The sequence below is a fragment of the Wenyingzhuangia gracilariae genome (assembly GCF_056387575.1).
Genome location: NZ_CM150748.1, coordinates 360,287 through 379,217, shown reverse-complemented (window position 1 = coordinate 379,217; position 18,931 = coordinate 360,287). Strand labels below are relative to the sequence as shown.

The 18,931-nt window shown below is 31.3% G+C and carries 17 protein-coding genes and 1 tRNA gene; 7 read left to right on the top strand and 11 right to left on the bottom strand.

The features are described 5' to 3' along the window. The first annotated feature begins 63 nt into the window (after positions 1-63). The 3 genes from ttcA (at position 64) to ACY2IJ_RS01465 (ending at position 3,946) form a co-directional block, all read left to right on the top strand. Positions 64-852, top strand: coding sequence for a tRNA 2-thiocytidine(32) synthetase TtcA (ttcA, locus tag ACY2IJ_RS01475; protein ID WP_476725394.1), 789 nt, complete (start codon positions 64-66; stop codon positions 850-852). A gap of 40 nt (positions 853-892) precedes the next feature. Then, positions 893-1,798 (top strand): helix-turn-helix domain-containing protein, encoded by a 906-nt coding sequence (locus ACY2IJ_RS01470; RefSeq protein WP_476725393.1) that lies wholly within the window; start codon positions 893-895, stop codon positions 1,796-1,798. 93 nt (positions 1,799-1,891) lie between these two features. Then, complete coding sequence (locus tag ACY2IJ_RS01465) at positions 1,892-3,946, top strand: T9SS type A sorting domain-containing protein (protein ID WP_476725392.1); 2,055 nt, start codon at positions 1,892-1,894, stop codon at positions 3,944-3,946. Positions 3,947-4,097: 151 nt separating this feature from the next. Here the strand turns inward: ACY2IJ_RS01465 and ACY2IJ_RS01460 are convergent. The 3 genes from ACY2IJ_RS01460 to ACY2IJ_RS01450 all read right to left on the bottom strand — a co-directional run bounded on the left by ACY2IJ_RS01460 (position 4,098) and on the right by ACY2IJ_RS01450 (position 5,531). Continuing rightward, positions 4,098-4,173: transfer RNA gene (locus ACY2IJ_RS01460), tRNA-His, on the bottom strand. Positions 4,174-4,239: 66 nt separating this feature from the next. After that, entirely contained in the window at positions 4,240-4,962 is a 723-nt protein-coding gene (bshB1, locus tag ACY2IJ_RS01455; protein WP_476725390.1) for a bacillithiol biosynthesis deacetylase BshB1, read from the bottom strand. Positions 4,963-4,964: 2 nt separating this feature from the next. Continuing rightward, complete coding sequence (locus tag ACY2IJ_RS01450) at positions 4,965-5,531, bottom strand: glutathione peroxidase (protein WP_476725389.1); 567 nt, start codon at positions 5,529-5,531, stop codon at positions 4,965-4,967. 109 nt (positions 5,532-5,640) lie between these two features. On the opposite strand from ACY2IJ_RS01450, the gene ACY2IJ_RS01445 reads away from it, so the two are divergent. The 3 genes from ACY2IJ_RS01445 (at position 5,641) to ACY2IJ_RS01435 (ending at position 8,728) form a co-directional block, all read left to right on the top strand. Further along, positions 5,641-6,393, top strand: a complete 753-nt coding sequence (locus ACY2IJ_RS01445; RefSeq protein ID WP_476725388.1) for a Rossmann-like and DUF2520 domain-containing protein — start codon at positions 5,641-5,643, stop codon at positions 6,391-6,393. Beyond that, entirely contained in the window at positions 6,377-6,904 is a 528-nt protein-coding gene (locus tag ACY2IJ_RS01440; protein ID WP_476725387.1) for a KdsC family phosphatase, read from the top strand. Before ACY2IJ_RS01445 ends, ACY2IJ_RS01440 begins: the two co-directional genes overlap by 17 nt. Before the next feature lie 171 nt (positions 6,905-7,075). Further along, on the top strand, positions 7,076-8,728 hold the full coding sequence (locus ACY2IJ_RS01435) for an RICIN domain-containing protein (RefSeq protein ID WP_476725386.1): 1,653 nt from the start codon (positions 7,076-7,078) through the stop codon (positions 8,726-8,728). Between the two features lie 50 nt (positions 8,729-8,778). Here the strand turns inward: ACY2IJ_RS01435 and ACY2IJ_RS01430 are convergent, their stop codons facing one another. The 7 genes from ACY2IJ_RS01430 to ACY2IJ_RS01400 form a co-directional block, all read right to left on the bottom strand. Beyond that, positions 8,779-10,620 (bottom strand): sulfatase-like hydrolase/transferase, encoded by a 1,842-nt coding sequence (locus ACY2IJ_RS01430; RefSeq protein WP_476725385.1) that lies wholly within the window; start codon positions 10,618-10,620, stop codon positions 8,779-8,781. 145 nt (positions 10,621-10,765) lie between these two features. Beyond that, complete coding sequence (locus tag ACY2IJ_RS01425) at positions 10,766-11,806, bottom strand: AI-2E family transporter (protein WP_476725384.1); 1,041 nt, start codon at positions 11,804-11,806, stop codon at positions 10,766-10,768. Positions 11,807-11,925: 119 nt separating this feature from the next. Continuing rightward, positions 11,926-12,642 (bottom strand): DUF3307 domain-containing protein, encoded by a 717-nt coding sequence (locus ACY2IJ_RS01420; RefSeq protein WP_476725383.1) that lies wholly within the window; start codon positions 12,640-12,642, stop codon positions 11,926-11,928. Then, a complete protein-coding gene (locus ACY2IJ_RS01415; RefSeq protein ID WP_476725382.1) occupies positions 12,633-13,238 on the bottom strand; it encodes a transcriptional regulator in 606 nt (201 codons plus the stop codon). Before ACY2IJ_RS01415 ends, ACY2IJ_RS01420 begins: the two co-directional genes overlap by 10 nt. A gap of 126 nt (positions 13,239-13,364) precedes the next feature. Then, complete coding sequence (locus ACY2IJ_RS01410) at positions 13,365-14,603, bottom strand: NAD(P)/FAD-dependent oxidoreductase (protein ID WP_476725381.1); 1,239 nt, start codon at positions 14,601-14,603, stop codon at positions 13,365-13,367. Between the two features lie 6 nt (positions 14,604-14,609). After that, complete coding sequence (locus ACY2IJ_RS01405; protein WP_476725380.1) at positions 14,610-14,918, bottom strand: 2Fe-2S iron-sulfur cluster-binding protein; 309 nt, start codon at positions 14,916-14,918, stop codon at positions 14,610-14,612. Between the two features lie 35 nt (positions 14,919-14,953). Then, positions 14,954-16,111: a cytochrome P450 gene (locus ACY2IJ_RS01400; RefSeq protein WP_476725379.1), complete on the bottom strand. Its 1,158-nt coding sequence runs from the start codon at positions 16,109-16,111 to the stop codon at positions 14,954-14,956. A gap of 229 nt (positions 16,112-16,340) precedes the next feature. On the opposite strand from ACY2IJ_RS01400, the gene ACY2IJ_RS01395 reads away from it, so the two are divergent. Beyond that, entirely contained in the window at positions 16,341-17,105 is a 765-nt protein-coding gene (locus tag ACY2IJ_RS01395; protein ID WP_476725378.1) for a TIGR02757 family protein, read from the top strand. 96 nt (positions 17,106-17,201) lie between these two features. Here ACY2IJ_RS01395 and ACY2IJ_RS01390 read toward each other — a convergent pair whose 3' ends face one another. After that, positions 17,202-18,920 (bottom strand): RagB/SusD family nutrient uptake outer membrane protein, encoded by a 1,719-nt coding sequence (locus tag ACY2IJ_RS01390; protein WP_476725377.1) that lies wholly within the window; start codon positions 18,918-18,920, stop codon positions 17,202-17,204. Between the last annotated feature and the right edge of the window lie 11 nt (positions 18,921-18,931).

Sequence of the window (18,931 nt, the reverse complement as noted above, 5' to 3'; positions counted from 1 at the left end):
TCGTAACAGAAGCAAAAGATATTCTTTATTTCTAAGCATCTAAACACTATTTTTGTGGTTATTATGGAGAATATAAAACAAGTTACTAAAAAATTGCACCGTGCTGTGGGAGAAGCTATAGAGCAATTTACAATGATTGAAGATGGAGACAAAGTAATGGTATGTTTGTCTGGTGGAAAAGACAGTTATGCAATGTTAAACATGATGTTGCATTTTCAGAAAGTAGCTCCTATTTCTTTTGAAATTGTGGCTGTTAATTTAGACCAAAAACAACCAGGATTCCCTGAAGAAGTACTGCCTACTTATTTAAGTAACTTGGGAGTTGATTATAAAATTATAGAAAAAAATACCTACAAAGTGGTGATGGAAAAAACTCCAGAAGGGAAAACCACCTGCAGTTTGTGTTCTAGATTAAGAAGAGGAACTTTGTACGAAGCCGCTAAAGATTTGGGATGTAATAAATTGGCTTTAGGACACCATAGAAATGACATTCTAGAAACCTTTTTCTTAAACTTTTTCTTTGCTGGAAAAATAGAAACCATGCCTCCAAAATTTGTAAACGATGCTGGAGATTTGGTCATTTTAAGACCTATGGCTTTTTGTAGAGAAAGTGATATTGAAACCTATGCACACCATTTAAAATTCCCTATTATACCTTGTAATTTGTGTGGATCTCAAGAAAACTTACAACGTAAAAAAGTAAAACAAATGATAGAAGATTGGGAAGCAGATTTTCCTGACAGAAGTTCTATTATGATGAATGCTTTGCAAAACGTATACCCCTCTCACCTACTAGATCGTGATTTGTATGATTTTAAGAATCTTGAAAGCTTGGTTCCTAATAAAAATTAGATTTTTAAAAACTTAATTCCTTTATTTAAATAGTTTTAAAATGGCACATAAAACTATACATTACAAATCTGTTTCCTATTTTTTACAAAAATTAGAATATCCTAAATCTAATTTTTCAGATTTTGCCTACATCAATCTAAAAGATTTAAATGTTCCTAAAGAGCTTATAAACTTAAAAGTTACTTGTGAGTTTTACTGTATTATGTTTAACAAAGCTTCTAACAATCTTCGTTATGGTGTTCAAGAATACAATTTACAATCTGGTTCTTTAGCTTTTGTAGCTCCAAATCAAGTGATAGAAGGAACAGAAAATAGCAACAGTAAAAAAGGATGGATTCTTTGTTTTTCTCCTAAATTTTTAAAGAAAACAAACTTGTTAAATACTTTAGATAGTTTTAATTTATTTTCCTACGAACTAAATACAGCGCTAGAATTAAAGCCAAAACTAGAAAAAATAATTAATAGTTGCGCAGAACGAATTGCGAACGAAATAACTATCAACGATGAATTTTCTAAAGGTATTATTTGTTCTGAACTAGAATTAATACTTAGGCATGCTTCTAGAATACTACAAAAGCAACTACAATTAAAAGCTATTACCAAAACCAATGATATCATTGTGAGTATAGAAAAAATTCTTGAAAATTATTTTTCTAAAGAACTACAACTAACCCATGGAATCCCCAAAATAAACTACTTGTCTGATTGTTTAAATCTTTCGGATAAATATCTAAGCAATTTAATATATAAAATTACTGGAATTAAGACAACAGATTACATCAATCAATTTGTCATTAACAAATCAAAAATTAAGATTTTAAACACCCAAAATACCATCCAAGAAATAGCTTATGAAATGGGGTTTACACAACCACATTATTTTATCAAACTATTTAAAAAATACAACGATGTAACCCCAAAAACCTATAGAGAACTACACCAATAATCTATTTCTACTTTTTTGTTATTACATCCATCTTTTGTGTTATTCTAACGATAGAATCTTCTGTTTTTTTGTTTTTTATAAATTATAAAAAACATGAAAAAAAAATTACTACCTATTTTAAGCTTTTTAGCAGGGTTTTATGCAATGGCACAAAACGTAAACATACCCGATGCTAACTTTAAAAATTACTTATTAAACAATACTGCAATCAATACAAATTCTGATTCTGAAATTTCGATTACCGAAGCGCAAGCTTTTACAGGAACAATATCAGCAACAGGTATAGGGATTACAGATTTAACCGGAATTGAAGCCTTTGTGAATATTACCACATTAGAAGTTTACAATAATAATTTAACTTCTTTAGATGTGAGTAATAACACTAGCTTAACACGATTACATTGTGCCAACAACCAAATAACTACATTGGATGTAAGTAATATTCCAACACTAACTCAAATTCACTGCCAAAACAATCAATTGGTTAAGTTAAATTTAGCTAATGGCAACAATGCTAATTTTTCTTACATGAAATCTTACGGAAATCCTAATTTAACCTGTATTCAGCACGATGCTAGTTTTACGCCATCTTACACCAATGCTGGTCAGTATGCTACAGGTTGGACTAGAGATGCAAGCTCTAGTTATTCTATTAACTGTGGTTATGAACCTATTTATGTAAATGTAAATGCTACAGGTGCAAATGATGGTAGTTCGTGGGCTGATGCTTACACTACAATACAAGATGCCTTAGCTGTTGCCGGTACTAATAGTAGAATATGGGTGGCTAAGGGTATTTATAAACCATCTGCACAAAACACACCTTTAGAAATTAACGAAACTATTTCTATTTATGGAGGTTTTAATGGTACTGAAACTGAACTATCGGACAGAGATGTAACAAAAATTAACACAGACAATGCTACAATTATTACTGGTGATATGAATGGTGATGATATTGATGGTGATTTTGCAAGTAATAAAACAGATAATGCCGATAGGTTAATATTGGTAGATGCTATTGGTATCAATCTTAATGGTTTGGTATTTCAAAATATTTACGACAATACAAGCAATGCACATAACCAAGATAATGGAGTTATATATTCAAAACAGGTTGGAGCTTCAACTTGGATAGAAAACTTAAGCATCAAAAACTGTGCTTTTAAAAACAATTACAGTAACGACTTTTTAATAAAAGGAATTGGTTTAAAAGATAATTTCAAACTTTACAACGTTAGTTTTATAAACAATGTAAGTACTGGACAAAGTATTATTTTATTACATGCAGATCGCTTTAACGAGATTTATGCAGACTTTACCAATGTATTGTTTGCGGATAACCAAACCAAATTTTCTGTTATCAATGCATACAGAATTCCTAATGGTTCATTTACAAACTTTAGAGAATTACACCTAACTTTAAATAATAACTCATTTATAAACAACAATGTTGTTAATATCAATAACACATCTTATGGTCAATGTATTATTATGGGATCGGAAAATACTTGGGGTCAGTTACTTGTAAACAATTCTATCTTTTTCGGAAATACCTTAAATGGAAATTATGCCGACAGAGATATTTCATATGGTACTCAGGGTAATCATTACCTATTAAATATTAAAAACTCAATTGTTCAAACCTCAAATAACGGAGGAGCTTCTGGTAGTTATAGTGCACCCTCATTTACAAACGTTCAAGATTTAGATCCAAACACAATATCTCTCCATTTAGATGCAGAATACAAACCAACTTCTGCTTCTAATTATGTATTAAATCAGGGAGACAATACCCTTTTTGACACAAATACATATGGTAGTTTAGACCTCCAAGGTACTAACAGAGTTTATAACACAACTATTGATTTAGGAGCTTATGAATACAATGGTACATTAAGTTCTAAAAACCTAACAAAGGACACTTCGGTTCGTATATATCCTAAATTAGTAGAAAATGAGTTACACATTGCAACAAACTCATCCATTATAAAATATGTTATATACAATATTACAGGAGGCTTGGTACAAGAAAACAATCTAGTAACAAACAACACAATTAATTTGTCTAATTTAACTACAGGAGTATATATTCTTAACCTAAAAACTGAAAAAGGAATTTCAATTCAAAAATTCATTAAAAAATAATCCGTTGTAAAATCAACGTAAAACCTACATTAAAAGCCCTCATTTGTTATAAATGAGGGCTTTTTAAATTCTAAATATTTTAAAATACATCCATAAAAAAAAGCTTAAGAAATACATCTTAAGCTTTTAGTTTAAAGAGTTATCAACTCTTGGGTGAAGGACCGGATTCGAACCGGCGACCTCCTGAACCACAATCAGGCGTTCTAACCAACTGAACTACAATCACCATTTGCGCGCATTTGCGTTAGCGGTTGCAAATATAAGACGTTTCTTAGTTTCTACAAAGAAAAAAATCAAAAAATATTTGATAATTTTTTAACGGCAACATAACGTTCTGAGGTAAAGCCTTCTGCATAATCAACCCCTATAATTCTACCCAAATCTTTAGCTCTGTAATTTACACTTTCAAAGAAATTTTTGCTAGTTATAGGTGATTCTGGCTCATTGCTATTTGGATCATAAAATTGAGATTTGAATGCTTTTATAGCATTTTCTTTTACATCCATATAATCAGACACATCTACCACAAAATCTGGTTCTAAACCTTTCCACTGAATATAATGATATACGTTTTTAGGCCTCCAAGCTTCTTGCTCCCCAAAACCTATATCTGTTTTAATAGCTCTTAATCCTGCTAAAAAACAAGCATCAGAAGCCAATTTACTTCCTTTTGCATGGTCTGGATGTCTATCATCAATGGCATTACACAACACTATTTCTGGTTGGTATTTTCTAATAATCTCTACAATTTTTAATTGGTACTCTTTGGTGTTTTCTAAAAAACCGTCGGGTAATCCTAAATTTTCTCTTACCATAACTCCCAAAATTCCTGCTGCAGCTTCCGCTTCCATGGCTCTAATCTTTGGAGTTCCTCTGGTTCCTAATTCTCCTTTGGTTAAATCTAAAATTCCTACTAATTTTCCTTCTGCCACTTCTTTGGCAATGGTTGCACCACATCCTAACTCTACATCGTCTGGGTGTGCTCCAATGGCTAATATGTCTAATTTAAAACTCATAATTATTTTGTAATCCAAGCTATAATACTTGGGTCGTTCGGTTTTGTTTTAGGGTTTATAATTTTTTCTAATTTTCCATCTCTACCAATTAAATATTTCTGAAAATTCCATTTTACTTTAGAATCTTTAAATCCATTTAATTTTTTGTGGGTTAAAAACTGATAAATTTCTGCCTGATTTTTTCCTTTTACATCTATTTTAGACATCATCGGAAACGTTACTCCGTAATTTAATTGACAAAATTCTTCTATTTGTTGATTGTTTCCTGGTTCTTGAAATAAAAAATCATTTGATGGAAACCCTACAATTTCAAAATTATAAGAATCTTTATATTCTGTATAAATTTCTTGCAATTGTTTGTACTGAGGAGTTAATCCACATTTAGAAGCTGTGTTTACAATCATTACCTTCTTCCCTTTTAAGGTCGAAAAGTCAAAATCATTTCCTTGCAAATCTTTTACCACAAAATTGTACAAATTGGTTTTGTTGGTGGTTAATTTTACTTTAGAACTTTTAAAGGCATAAATTCCTATAACAACTAAAGGGAGTATTATATAAATATATTTCATGGTCATAAAATGTGTTTATTCTTCTCTCAAAGATAGGCTACCACTTTGTCGTAATCAAATGTAATATATTTCAAGGTAGTGTTTAGAATTGTTCTTATTTTTGAAAACTATGATTAAAATATGTGTTTTAGGAACTGGTAAAGTTGGGCTTCATTTAATTCATGCATGCATCAATCACCCTAATATTGATTTGATTCAAATTTACAACAGATCTGCCAAAGGTGTAGAATTATTTAAAGATATGTTGTCTATAACTCACCAAATATCTGAATTAAAACAAGCAGATATTTACCTTGTAGCATTGCCAGACTCCGTAATTCCTTTATTAAATTTAGAACATTTAAAGGGCTTAGTAGTTCATACCTCAGGAACCGTTCCTTACACCAACCTAAAAGCATTAAAAAGAGGTGTGCTCTACCCTCCACAAAGTTTTACCAAAGAAAAAAAAATTAGTTTTAAACAAATACCTTTGTGTCTAGAAACAGAATTTGATACCGATTTTATTCTATTGGAAAATTTTGCAAAATTGCTGTCAAATGTGGTCTATAAAATCAATCAAACCCAAAGACAAAAGCTACATTTAGCAGCTGTATTTGTAAATAATTTTAGCAATAGAGTTATGGGGATTGCTTATGATATTTGTAAAGAAAATCAATTAGATTTTAACATTTTACAACCTATAATACAAGAAACATTTTTAAAAGCCCAATTATTTCCTCCGCATATCTCTCAAACAGGACCTGCATTAAGAGGAGATGATAAAACCATACAAACACATTATAATCAATTAAAAGGTACTGACTTAGAAGTTTATAAAATATTAACCAAATCTATACAAGAAAAACATGGCACAGAGTTATAAAGAATTACTAAACAATATAAACGCATTTATTTTTGATGTTGATGGAGTTTTAACCAACGGAATGGTTACTATTTTTCCGAACGGAGAATTGGTAAGAAACATGAATATTAAAGATGGATATGCTTTAAAAACAGCTATTGATGCCGGATATCCTGTTTGCATTATTTCTGGCGGAAGCAACGAAGGAGTTAGAACCAGATTGCAAGGGTTAGGAATTACAGAAATTCATTTAGGAGTGCATGATAAAATTAAAAAGTACCATGAAATTTTAGAAAAACACGGTTTAAAGGCTGATGAAATTGTATACATGGGAGATGATATTCCTGACTATCCTGTTATGGAATTGGTAGGAATGCCTTGTGCACCTCAAGATGCAGCTCCAGAAATTAAAACCATTTCTAAATATGTATCCCCCATTAAAGGTGGTGAAGGTTGTGTACGCGATATTATAGAACAAGTGTTACGTGTGCAAGGTAAATGGAATGGTAAATTTTATGCAAAATATGATTAAAACTTTTTTTTCTTTACAACAAATACAAATTCTCTAAAACTAGACAAACCTCCTTTAACATTGTTTTTTATCACTAAAAACATAAGAGGTAACTTTTTACATATTCATTTTGTCGTTTTTATATTTTTAAAAGTAGTATTACAGAATACTAACAACAAAAAACTATAAATAATGAGAAAAATTTATTTTGTAAAGAAAAAAATTAACATATTAGTAATCCTATCTTTTTTTTATACCCTGATAGGAACAGCACAAAGCACCCCAACATTTAACTCAGACCCTAAGCCTCAAGGTAAAAAATGGGTAAAAGTTGACAATTTAACAGATGAATTTAATGACAACTCTCTAGACTCAAACAAATGGACAAAATCTACATGGAATTATGATGTTCCTGTAGAAATGACCGCAGACAATGCCAACTCTGGAGAATGGGATGGATATCTTTGGATTAGAGCCACATTAGACCAAAGAGCAGAAAGATGGTTTAGATCTGCTAGAATTATGTCAAAAGTTCAAATAAGTTATCCTATGTATACAGAAAGTAGAATTCGTTCTTCTAATATTTCTGCGTATACTACCTATTGGTTAAACAATGGTGATATTAACAATCGTGATGAAATTGATATCATAGAAAACAATGCCAATCCATCTTGCGAATGTCAACCCGATTTTCCTTGGAAAATGAATTCTCAGTATTTTCAAGCAGATGAAAATAAAAGTCCACAAACAGTTCGTCAGCATGGAAACTTTGACAACAGAAATTTATCCTCTAACAATCCTCTTAACGGTAAAAAATGGAATGAGGAGTTCCATATTTTTGGAGCATACTGGTCAGACTCTAAAAATGTTCAATTTTATTTAGACGGAGAACCAGCAGGTAGTATTTATGTAGGAGACCATTTAGATGGAAATACTTATGACCGTGAATTTACCAGAGATTTAAATATTATTTGGGATTTATGGACTACAGATGCAGATTGGATTGGTGGACTTGCCAACCAGAGTGATTTAACCAATAACAACATTAACACCATGTATGTAGACTGGGTAAGAACCTGGAAACTAGAAAATCAAGAATTTTATATTGTTAATAAAGAAACAGGCAAAAAATTAAGAACCAATGGTAGTAATAATTTTGTAGACTTAGAATTGGTACCAAATTCATGGAATGGTACGCCTACAAAATGGAGAATGGTAGATGCTGGAAACGGATATTTCCATTTAAAAAACACGGCTAACGAAAAGTTTTTTAGACCACTTAGCAACAATACCAACATAACTAGCGATGCCGATGGAACTCCAATAGTACAAGTTCCAAATACTTATACAGGTGATTATACCAAATTTAAAAAAGTAAGCACTAGTAGTACTGGAAATTATTTTTATTTACAAAACAAAGCAACTGGAATGTATTTTCGCCCAGAAAACTCTAATGATTATAGTCAAATACAACAAAGACCCAATACCTACAAAGGAAACTGGACTCAGTGGCAATTTGTGGATGTAAATTCTGGAGCATTAGTTACTCAAACACCTAGCAGCTCTAGACAAACTATTGATTCAAATAATTTTAACAACAATAATGATATTATTTTTAGAGTAAGCCCAAACCCTGTTTCCACAGGAGATGTTTTAAACGTTTCTTTAAACTTAAACAATAAACTAGCAACGTTAAATATTTACAGTGTATATGGAACTTTAGTACAAAGCATACAAACAAAAGACAATAACACCTCTATAAACACAACTAATTTAAAAGGAGTTTATATTTTAAAAGCAGAAACAGAAACCAACACTTATACTCAAAAATTCATTGTAAAATAACCCCTATTAAAACTAAAAAGCATTTACCTTAAGGTAAATGCTTTTTTTAATTATGGTAATATTTCTTTTGGAATATCTAATTTTCCATCATGAGCACCTTTGGCAAAGTTGCTTATATTGTATGTATTGGCCTGAGACCAATCACACTCTATCCTACCATCACCCAAAACAATAGAACCTAACTTATTTCTAAACCAAGCTGCAAGTTTTCTATATTTTTTGGTATTGGCAACATTGTTACGTTCTAACGGATCTTTCTTTAAATCGTACAACGCCAACTCTGCATCTTCTACAGAACAATTTAAAGCCCATTTTACATTTTGATTAGGTTTCCAATTCTTCATATATTGTGGCCTAGTTCGCATAGAAAAAGCAAAATCTTTAGATCTTAAATATGCTCTATGCCCTGCTATTAAATTCATTTCTCCTACAATATAATCACGTTTAGGAGCCGTACCATTTATTGTTTTTTGTAAATCTACTCCATCTAAATAGTTATATGCTTCTGTGTCTATAGCAACTCCTCCAGCTTTCAACAATGTTGGAGCAACATCTACATATTCTATTAAATCTGTATTTACTTTTCCTTTAGGTACTTTTTTCTTGTCAGATGCAACTACAATCATAGCACCTCTAGTAGATTTTTCCCAAGGAGAAAATTTAGCTTCTATTCCTTGTTCTCCTAATTGCCATCCATGATCTCCTACAGTATAAACAATTAAATACTCTTGATTGTTTTTTTCACAATAGTTTTTAAAAGCCTTTACTGCATCACCAATCAAGGCATCTGCATAAGCACAAAAAGCATAATAATCTTGAATTGCTTGTTGTTTTTCTGAATCGGTCATGTCAGAAAAATTTAAATTTCTGTGCAATCTTTTTAACTGAGGAGTAAATGTTTCCATTTCTTCTTTGCTAAATGCAGGTACTTTGTATTTTTTCTTCTTAAACTTATCTCTAAAAGACTTTGGAGGCAATACAGGTGTGTGTGGTAAATGAAATCCTAAATTAACCAATAAAGGTTTTTGACTGTTAGCTCCTTTTTTTTGTTTACCGTAAGTGTTTTTAAATGTAGAATTTGCATTTTGTAAATACAATTTCATTTCTTCTACAATTTTACCATCAATGGTTTGTCCTGCTGGCATTGGATTTTCTCCACCTAAAATTAAATCTTTCATTCCAAAACGCGTATAGGAACGTAAAATTTCATATTTCTCTTCCATTTGTTTACGTTTCTGCACATCAGCATCGCTTACAGGATCTTTTTTCTTTTTCATGCTAATAAGATAATGCTCTACTTTTCCGTCTGGAGTTTTAATGCGTTCCTCTGTTCCTATTAGTTTCCATGTACCAGGTACATAAGCTGGCTGAGCCCAAAAATCACCTACATCATTCTTTTGCAAATCATGTTTAAAACTTACTTTGTAATTGTAATGTCCTGGGTCTTTAAATGTTTGACCAGGTCCCCATTTAAAAATATATGCTCCATCTTTTCCAAACAAAGAAGTTACATATCCATGTTTTTGTAGGGTTTGTGGTAACGATGGTTTTACAAAGTCTGGCTCTTGATGAGTTTGTTCAAAAGCATAATGTCCGTTTCTAAAAGGGTAACGTCCACTTAACATAGAACCTCTAGAAGGACCACATGCAGGAGAATTATTGTATGCGTTTACAAACAAAACTCCTTCACTAGCTAATTGATCTATATTAGGAGATGAAACGTATCCTAATTTACTTTTTGATTTTCCTGTTGTTGCTCTATTAAAACACTCTAAAGCATCTGCTCTTTGATCGTCTGTAACAATCCATAAAATATTTGGTTTTTGTTGTGCTTTTGCCAAAGCGATGCAACTAAAACATATTAAAGCTGCCATCCATTTACTCTTCATCATAAGATTTATGTTGTGTTTTTAATGTTAATACTAACTACAAAAGTAATTGTTTACACACATACGTAATTCAAGGAACAATCAATGTTCAGTTTAAATAGAGTGATTCTCAATACATTTTTGAGTGTACAAACTCAAATTAAAAGACTTAAACTTTAGAACTGTCTCCTGCCATAAGACTAGATATGATATGATATTTTGGAAACTGGTCTATTATAATTTTTATAATTACTGTTATTGGAATAGATAATATCAAACCTGACACACCCCAAATAAACCCCCACAACATTAACATAACTAATATAGTAATTACGTTTATGGAAAAAGTTTTTCCCATAAAAATAGGTTCTAAAACACTACCAAAAATAGCTTGAACTCCAGAAATTGTTATTATAAAAAACAACAACGTACTCATTACTTCTATTTCTACCAACGCAAATAATGACAGCAGCACTATGGAAACTATAGAACCTATCATTTGAATAAAGTTTAAAGAAAACGCTAACAAACCCCAAAATATTGGAAAACTTACATCAAAAAAAACGCAAGCCAAACTAAACCCTATTCCTGTAAATAAGCTAATTACAAACTTTACTTTTACAAAAGTAATAATGTCTTTTTCTATTTTTCTAAATGTTTTTACAGAGGCATATTTTTGTTTAAATACTGTGTTGTTTAATAGTTTTTCCATGTTTACAGAACCCGCTAATAATAAAATGGCAAAAAACAAAGTCATTAAAGTCATAGAAATAATATCTCCTACAAAATCTATAGATGGCATTATTTTTCCTATTAAATTGTCTCCTTTAAAATAATGGCTCATTAGAGAGTCTCCTTCTACTCTTACAATTCCTAAGTTTTGCTCAATCATTACCACTAAATCAACAATTTTTGTTTCTGCTTTTTGAAAAAAAGTACTGTTGGCTCCTAAAATTTCATTGCTAGACAATTTAATCAATTCAACTCCTATTTTTCCTACAGCAACAGTTACTAATATAACTGCTAAAATTCCAACAAATTTTGGGGCTTTCTTTTTAGCAAACCACCTCATTAAAGGTAAAAACAACAAGGCTATAAACATAGCCAACACTAAAGGAATAAATATAAATGATAAGGTTTTTAATAAAAAAAAGATAAAAGGTATTACTAAAATTAACAATAGCATATTGGTGGTTCTTCTCTCTTTCATTTTTTATAATATGAGGGTTTACAACTACTCAAAAGTAATGATTTAACTTGTACTAATTGTTAAAATTAACGAATCTTAATTTTAAAAGAAAATGGCTAAAAAAGCTTTTAATTTCTGTATTATGAAGTTATTAAACCTACCGTATTAAACAAAACCCCAATTACAATTGCAATACCAAAGCTTAGCAATGTACCAATTAATACATATTCTGTTAATTGTCTGTCTTTAGCTCTTGTTAAATCACCAAATCTAAATATAGATTTTGCTGCCAATAAAAAACCTACAGCCTCCCACTTATTTAGCACAATAAATAAAAACACCAATAAACGCTCTAACATTCCTATGTAAGTTCCAGCATTTTTTAAAGAATTATGATTGTTGTGTAATGCTTTTACATCTTTATTCCAGTAACTAAACATAATTTTTAAAACTACAGAAGTTACAGAGGTTAATAAAACAATACACAAAGCATACAAAAAATATTGATTTTTAACAGGCTCCTTAAACACACAAAAAGGCTCCCAATAATAAAACACCCCTATAAGAACCATAATATGAGCCACTTGATCTGCCAAAAACAATATTCTTTTGTTTTTTAAAGGTCGTAACACTTTTATACCATCTATAATTAAATGTGTTATGGTTATGCATAAAATAGATGGAACGTATTGAGTTTTAAAGCCTAGAACAATTAATAAAACTAGACCATGAACACAACCATGTATATACAAATATTTAGAAGTTAGTTGTTTCTTTTCTTTGTCTGCTACCCAATTTTTAAACTGCAAAACAAAATCTCCTATAACATGGGCTAATAGTAATTTAATTAACAACATTTTTGATGTATTTCTTTGTTATAATATTCTATAAACTTTAAAATTTCATAATATCCAGCTCTTTTTAAACTACTACTTATATTGCTTTGTTTTTTATTTAGTAAAGTTGCTATTTCTGTTTGTTTGTATTTAGGGTTTTCTAACTGTTTACTTATTATTTCTGCCATGGCAGGTTTCCAATTATTCATAGATAATTGAGCCAAATCTAACATAATGTTTATTACCTCATCAAAAGTTGCCCAAGGAGTTTGAATGATTAATGTAGATTTTTTAAGTTGATCAAACGCAGTTCCAGAATTTATAAAAGCGGTTCCGTTAGAAGTGGTAACGCTATCGGACACATAACTAACCTCTCCTATTCCTATGGCTATTCTTATATCAATATCTGGTATTTGTTTGATTACTGATTTTATTAAGATTGCAGCATACAATGCTTGCTGAGGCATTAGTATTACTTGTAAACTATCTCCTCTAAACAATTCCCAATTTTTATCTTTTATGTTTAAAGTGATGAATGTATTTTTTAAAGCTTCTAACCATATTTCTGGAGAAACTTTTCTTGAATTTACAATATCGGCAGTAATTACAGCTTTCATTTTTTAAAATATATACATATTAGCATATAATTACAAATATATGCTTTTTTACATATATTTTTAGAAGTTTAATTTTTATTTAATTCATAAAAAAACCTTAGACTTTTATTATCTAAGGTTTTAAGTTTATTTTTGTATTAGTTCTGCAGGCTTAAAAGGCACCGAAATATCTATTAATTTCTCTTTATCAACCAACACCTTTTCTTTGATAAACTTAGTTCCTATTACATAAGCTTTGGCATTGTTTACAGCATCTACAGCCAATAAAACATCGTCTTTAAAATACCAGATAGAAAACTTTAAGTCTTCCTCTTTTCTTAACAATACTTGATTATATCCTTGAGACAAGCCTACCATTTGTAGTTTTACATCGTACTGATCTGACCAAAACCATGGAATACTATTGTAAATAGGATTTTTTCCTGCTATGGCAGCAGCGGCTATTTTTGCTTGATCTACCGCATTCTGAACAGATTCTAATCGTATAAATTGATTGTAATGCAAATTAAAATGGTACGTACAGTCTCCTATAGCGTAAATTGCATCATTGCTGGTTCTTGCTGTTTCATCTACTTTTATACCATTCTCAATAATTAAACCTATAGAATTAGCCAACTCTGTGTTTACAGAAATTCCCACTCCTACTACAATAACATCTGCTTTGTAAGAAGTTCCATCATCACACAAAACGGTATTTACTTTAGCTTCTGTTTGTATTTGTACTACATTTTTACTCGTTAATACATCTACTCCATGTTGATTGTGTAGATTTTTAAAAAAAGAAGACATTTCTGGAGCTGTAACCCTTGCTAAAATTCGTTCTTCTCTTTCTAAAACAGTTACCACAGCTCCCATTTTTTTTAAAGATGCTGCTGTCTCTAAACCTATATATCCGCCACCAATAACCACTACTTTTTTAGTGGTAGATGCCAACAATGCTGTACGAATGTTTTCTACATCTTTTGCGGTTCTTAGCGGATATAGATGATGTGCTGTTTGAATACCTTTTATTGGAGGAATAATAGGTCTTGCACCTGTAGCCAATACTAATTTGTCGTATGACTGAACAGCCCCATTATTTAAAGATATTTGCTGATTTTCTTTATCAATACTTAAAACTTCTACACCTAAATTTAATTGAATATTGTCTTTTGCATAACTTTCTTCAGATTTTAAGTGATACGCTTCTATTCCATCAGGAGATGTTAAATAAGCTTTAGACAAAGGAGGTCTATGATAAGGAAGTTCTGGGTCTTTATCATACAACACAATTGCTCCTTCCCAACCTTCTTTACGCAAAGCGGTCGCAAAATTTACTCCACCATGGCTAGCACCAATAACTACGCATACTTTATTTACAGACATCCTAAATTATTTAGCAACTTGTAAAACAACACCATCTAAAGCTTCAGAAATTTCTAACTGACAGCACAAACGGCTGTATTCACTTACATTATCATCTAACTCCAACATATCGTTTTCTATTTCACTTGCTTCTCCGGTTTTAGCAACATGCTCTGGCAACACGTGTACATGACATGTAGCACATGAACATACTCCTCCACAATCTCCATCTATACCTGGAACACCATTGTCTACCGCCAATTGCATTACAGATCCAGAAGTTGCTTCTAATTCTATTTTTTCGTTTTCGCTTGTAATAAAAGTTATTTTAGCCATTCTATTCTTTGTATTAGTTGTTTTGTTTGTTTTATTTAGTGAGCATTAAATTTTACAGTTAAACTATTATACCCTACTTTTCTTTTAAAATCTCCCAAATCTTCAATATTTTCTTTTGCTTCTAAAACATTTATAGAAGCTACTTTTTTTGCAATAGTTGTTAAAAAAATATTCATTATTTGACGAGCATGTGTAGCTCCTAAACAATTGTGTGTACCAAAACCAAAAGCTACATGCGGATTCAATTTTCTATCCAATACTACTTCATTTGGATTTTCAAACACAGTTTCATCTCTGTTTGCAGAAGCCCAACATAAAGAAATTCTTGTATCTGCTTTTACAGCATGTTCACAAACAGTAGTGTCTTCTGTAGCCACACGACCCATTTGAGTTAATGGAGAAAAATATCTAATTAATTCTTCTACGGCCTTTCCTGTATGTTCTGGATTGTTTCTTATATATTCTATGGACTTTGGATTGTCTGCAAAATAAGCTACTGAATTGGTTAATGCATTAATAACAGTATCTCTACCTCCTGCAAAAGTTAAAATCATTACCCCTTTAACCTCTTCTTTAGTTAATTTTTTACCATCTATTTCAGAAGCTAATAATACTGAATACAAATCACACCCTGGATTGGCTATCGCTTTGTCTATTTCAGCATCAATGTAATCATATAAAATATTAGCTTTATCTCCATCTAGTGCAGTGTCTTCACTTCTAAACACATGAGTTCCCCAAGAAATCCATTTTTCTGATTCCTCAAAAGGAGTATTCAACAAAAGGGTTAAAGCTCTTGATTGCAGTTTTAATGATAAATCTGCAACAACTTCTATAGAGGGTTTAGACAAAACCTCATCAACAACCCCATCTATAATTTCAGTCAATTTTTCTTGATAATCCGCATCTAAAGGTCTTTTGAACCATGCTTCTACCAAGTTTCTATAGGCTTTGTGTTCTGGTGGGTCTACTTCAAAAGGAATTTGTCTGGTATCTCTAATATGTACTTCTGATGGTATTACAATTCTACCAGGTTCTGCTCCCGACTGAAACGTTTTCCAGTTATGAGCACATTTACGCACATCTTTTAAACGCAATATCATGGTAGCCGGATCGTTTTGATCTTCCATATGCCCACAACCTTTCTCTATACGTGTATCTTTAAACGGATCTGAAATTTCACTTGTTTTCATTTGCTGTGTTTTTTGTAAAAAAGATGCTGTGTTTTAAACAATACCACATCTTAAAGCTAATACTTGCAAATGTACAGGGAACACAATATTAAAAAATTATACAATATTAACACATAACTTCTCTTTATTAACTTTAGAGAGTTAACCTTTCTATATAATCAGCTTGAAATTCATACTTAGCATAGTCATTTTGTTTCTTACCTTTATTTTTTTAATTACAAAAACACCAATGGATCAAAAATCTTTAAAATTATTCTTAGACCAAAAAGTAGAACAGTACAATACTAGAGAGTTTATTGAGAGTGATCCTGTTCAAATACCACACATATACTCTACCAAAGAAGATATTGAAATTGCAGGCTTTTTAGCTGCTACAATTTCTTGGGGAAAACGTCCTATGATTATTAAAAATTGTTTACAAATGATGGAATTGTTAGGCAATACTCCTTATGATTTTGTAATAAATCACACCGAAGCTGATTTAGAAAAATTAACCGAGTTTAAACATAGAACTTTCAACGGAATTGACTTTCAATATTTTATTCGTTCTTTAAAAAACATATACACCCACCACAAAGGTTTAGAAAATGTATTTGCTAGCAATGTAAAAGACAAATCTTTACAGCCTGCTATTCATGAATTTAAAAAGGTGTTTTTTGAAATACCCCACCCTACTAGAACCACCAAACACGTTTCTGATCCATTTAAAGGTTCTGCTGCAAAACGAATTAACATGTTTTTAAGGTGGATGGTAAGACAAGACAAACTAGGTGTAGATTTGGGAATATGGAAAACTATTCCGCCTGCCTACCTTTCTTGTCCTTTAGATGTACATACAGGTAATGTGGGAAGAAAACTAGGTTTTATAAACCGAAAACAAAATGATGCTAAGGCCTTGTTGGAATTAGATACTTCTTTAAGAAAATTAGACCCTATAGACCCTGTAAAGTACGATTTTGCATTATTTGGATTGGGAATTTTTAAAGGGTTTTAATATACTGAATGCTGTTATGCACTTCTACAAAATCAAAAAGAGCCAAGTAAAAATTAATTTACCTAACTCTTTTCTCTATCCTAAAAAAACTAACTATTAATATCCTGAGTTTTGAACTAAAGTTGATACTTTATTTATCTCATCTTGAGGAATTGGTAAATAATACATTTTATCAAACCAAGGTCTTGTAACTACCGTTTCTTCATTAAATGATAAAACTCCATTTGTTGCTTTGGTCCATTTTAACCCTTTAATATCAAAACCTAAATGTGCTGTGTTCATCCATCTTCTTTCATCAAAAAAGTTATGTCCCTCAAAACACAATTCCACTCTTCTTTCTCTTTTAATATCTTCTAAAAGCTCTGCACCTACACTCGTAATTGCAGGTTGTAAGGCTCTTGTAGACACCTTACTTACATATTTTTGAGCTTCAGTAACTCCACCTCCTACATGATACATTGCTTCCGCATAATTTAAATACACTTCGGCCAAGCGATACAAAATATAAGGTCTTCCTGCGGTAGTTTCAGTTAATGTTGTGGTTGATTCGTTCTGAAACTTTTTAATATTATACCCTGTTTTAGAGGAATGCAATTGATTTCCTAATCCTTCAGGAGAATCTAATCCATGTGGGTTTACAGTAGGATCATCAGATAAAAAATACTGTACATCTCTTCCTCTAAATTGAGCCCCGTTGTAAAGAATGTTTGCATAATATCTCATTTCACGATTATCGTTAGGGTTTAAAGGATCATAAGTCCCTGTAGATGTGTTTGTACCATCTTCCATATTAAACTCTAATGTAAAATTATGCGTTGGAGATGACAATGCCCATCCTCCGTAACCACTTGGACTTTGAGTTTTATCTGGCAAAGAGTTTACGTCTGTTCCAAATCCGTATAAATCAGAACCAAAAGGTCTAGCAAATAGAATATCGTCATTAGGTGCTAAGAACAAGTTATTGTATTGTTTTGCATTCGCTACAGAAATTAAATCTCTATCTCCTACTACATCAATAATGTCTTTAGCAGCATCGGCAGCATCTTGCCATTTTGTGCTTTTTGTATAATCATACAAAGGTCCATTTGGAAGCGTTGTAGGGTCGTGTAAATCACTTGCTGCATATAACAAGATACGTGATTTAACCGCCATGGCTGACAATTTAGTAGCTCTACCAAATTCATCTCCCGATCTAGTTTCTGGTAAGTCTGCAATTGCTGCATCTAATTCTGATACAATAAAATTAATACACTCTTCATAAGAATTACGTTCTATTTGAAAATCATCTTTTAAACCAAATGGGCTCGTGATAATTGGAACACCACCCCATAAGTTTACTAATTTTGCATAGGTATTAGCTCTTAAGAATTTCATTTCAGCAATGAATACTTTTACAGCATCTTCGTCTTTTGTCATGGCTTCGCTAGTAGGAACTTTTAATAAAAAATCATTTGCTTCGCGAATATAAAGCCAGTACGTTTCCCATTTTAATCTAAAATCACCAATATTGGTTGGTGTCCAACCAGCTCTTACTCTAAATCTATCTAAATTGTTAAAATTAAATTTTGCTTCGTAAGATGCGTTTTCAAGATTAAATCTTCTAGACCACCATATTCTACTGTTAAACCCCCAAGACTCTGTACTATTATAAGTTTTAAACAGTAATTGTTCCACTAAATCTGGATCAGAAAGTACTACTGAAGCCTCTGTTGTATTTGTTGGTAAAGTATCTAATACATCTTCACTACAACTAGACAAGCTAAAAGCAGCAAAAACACCTAAACACGCTAATTTATATCTATTTATTATTTTCATCATTCTCATTT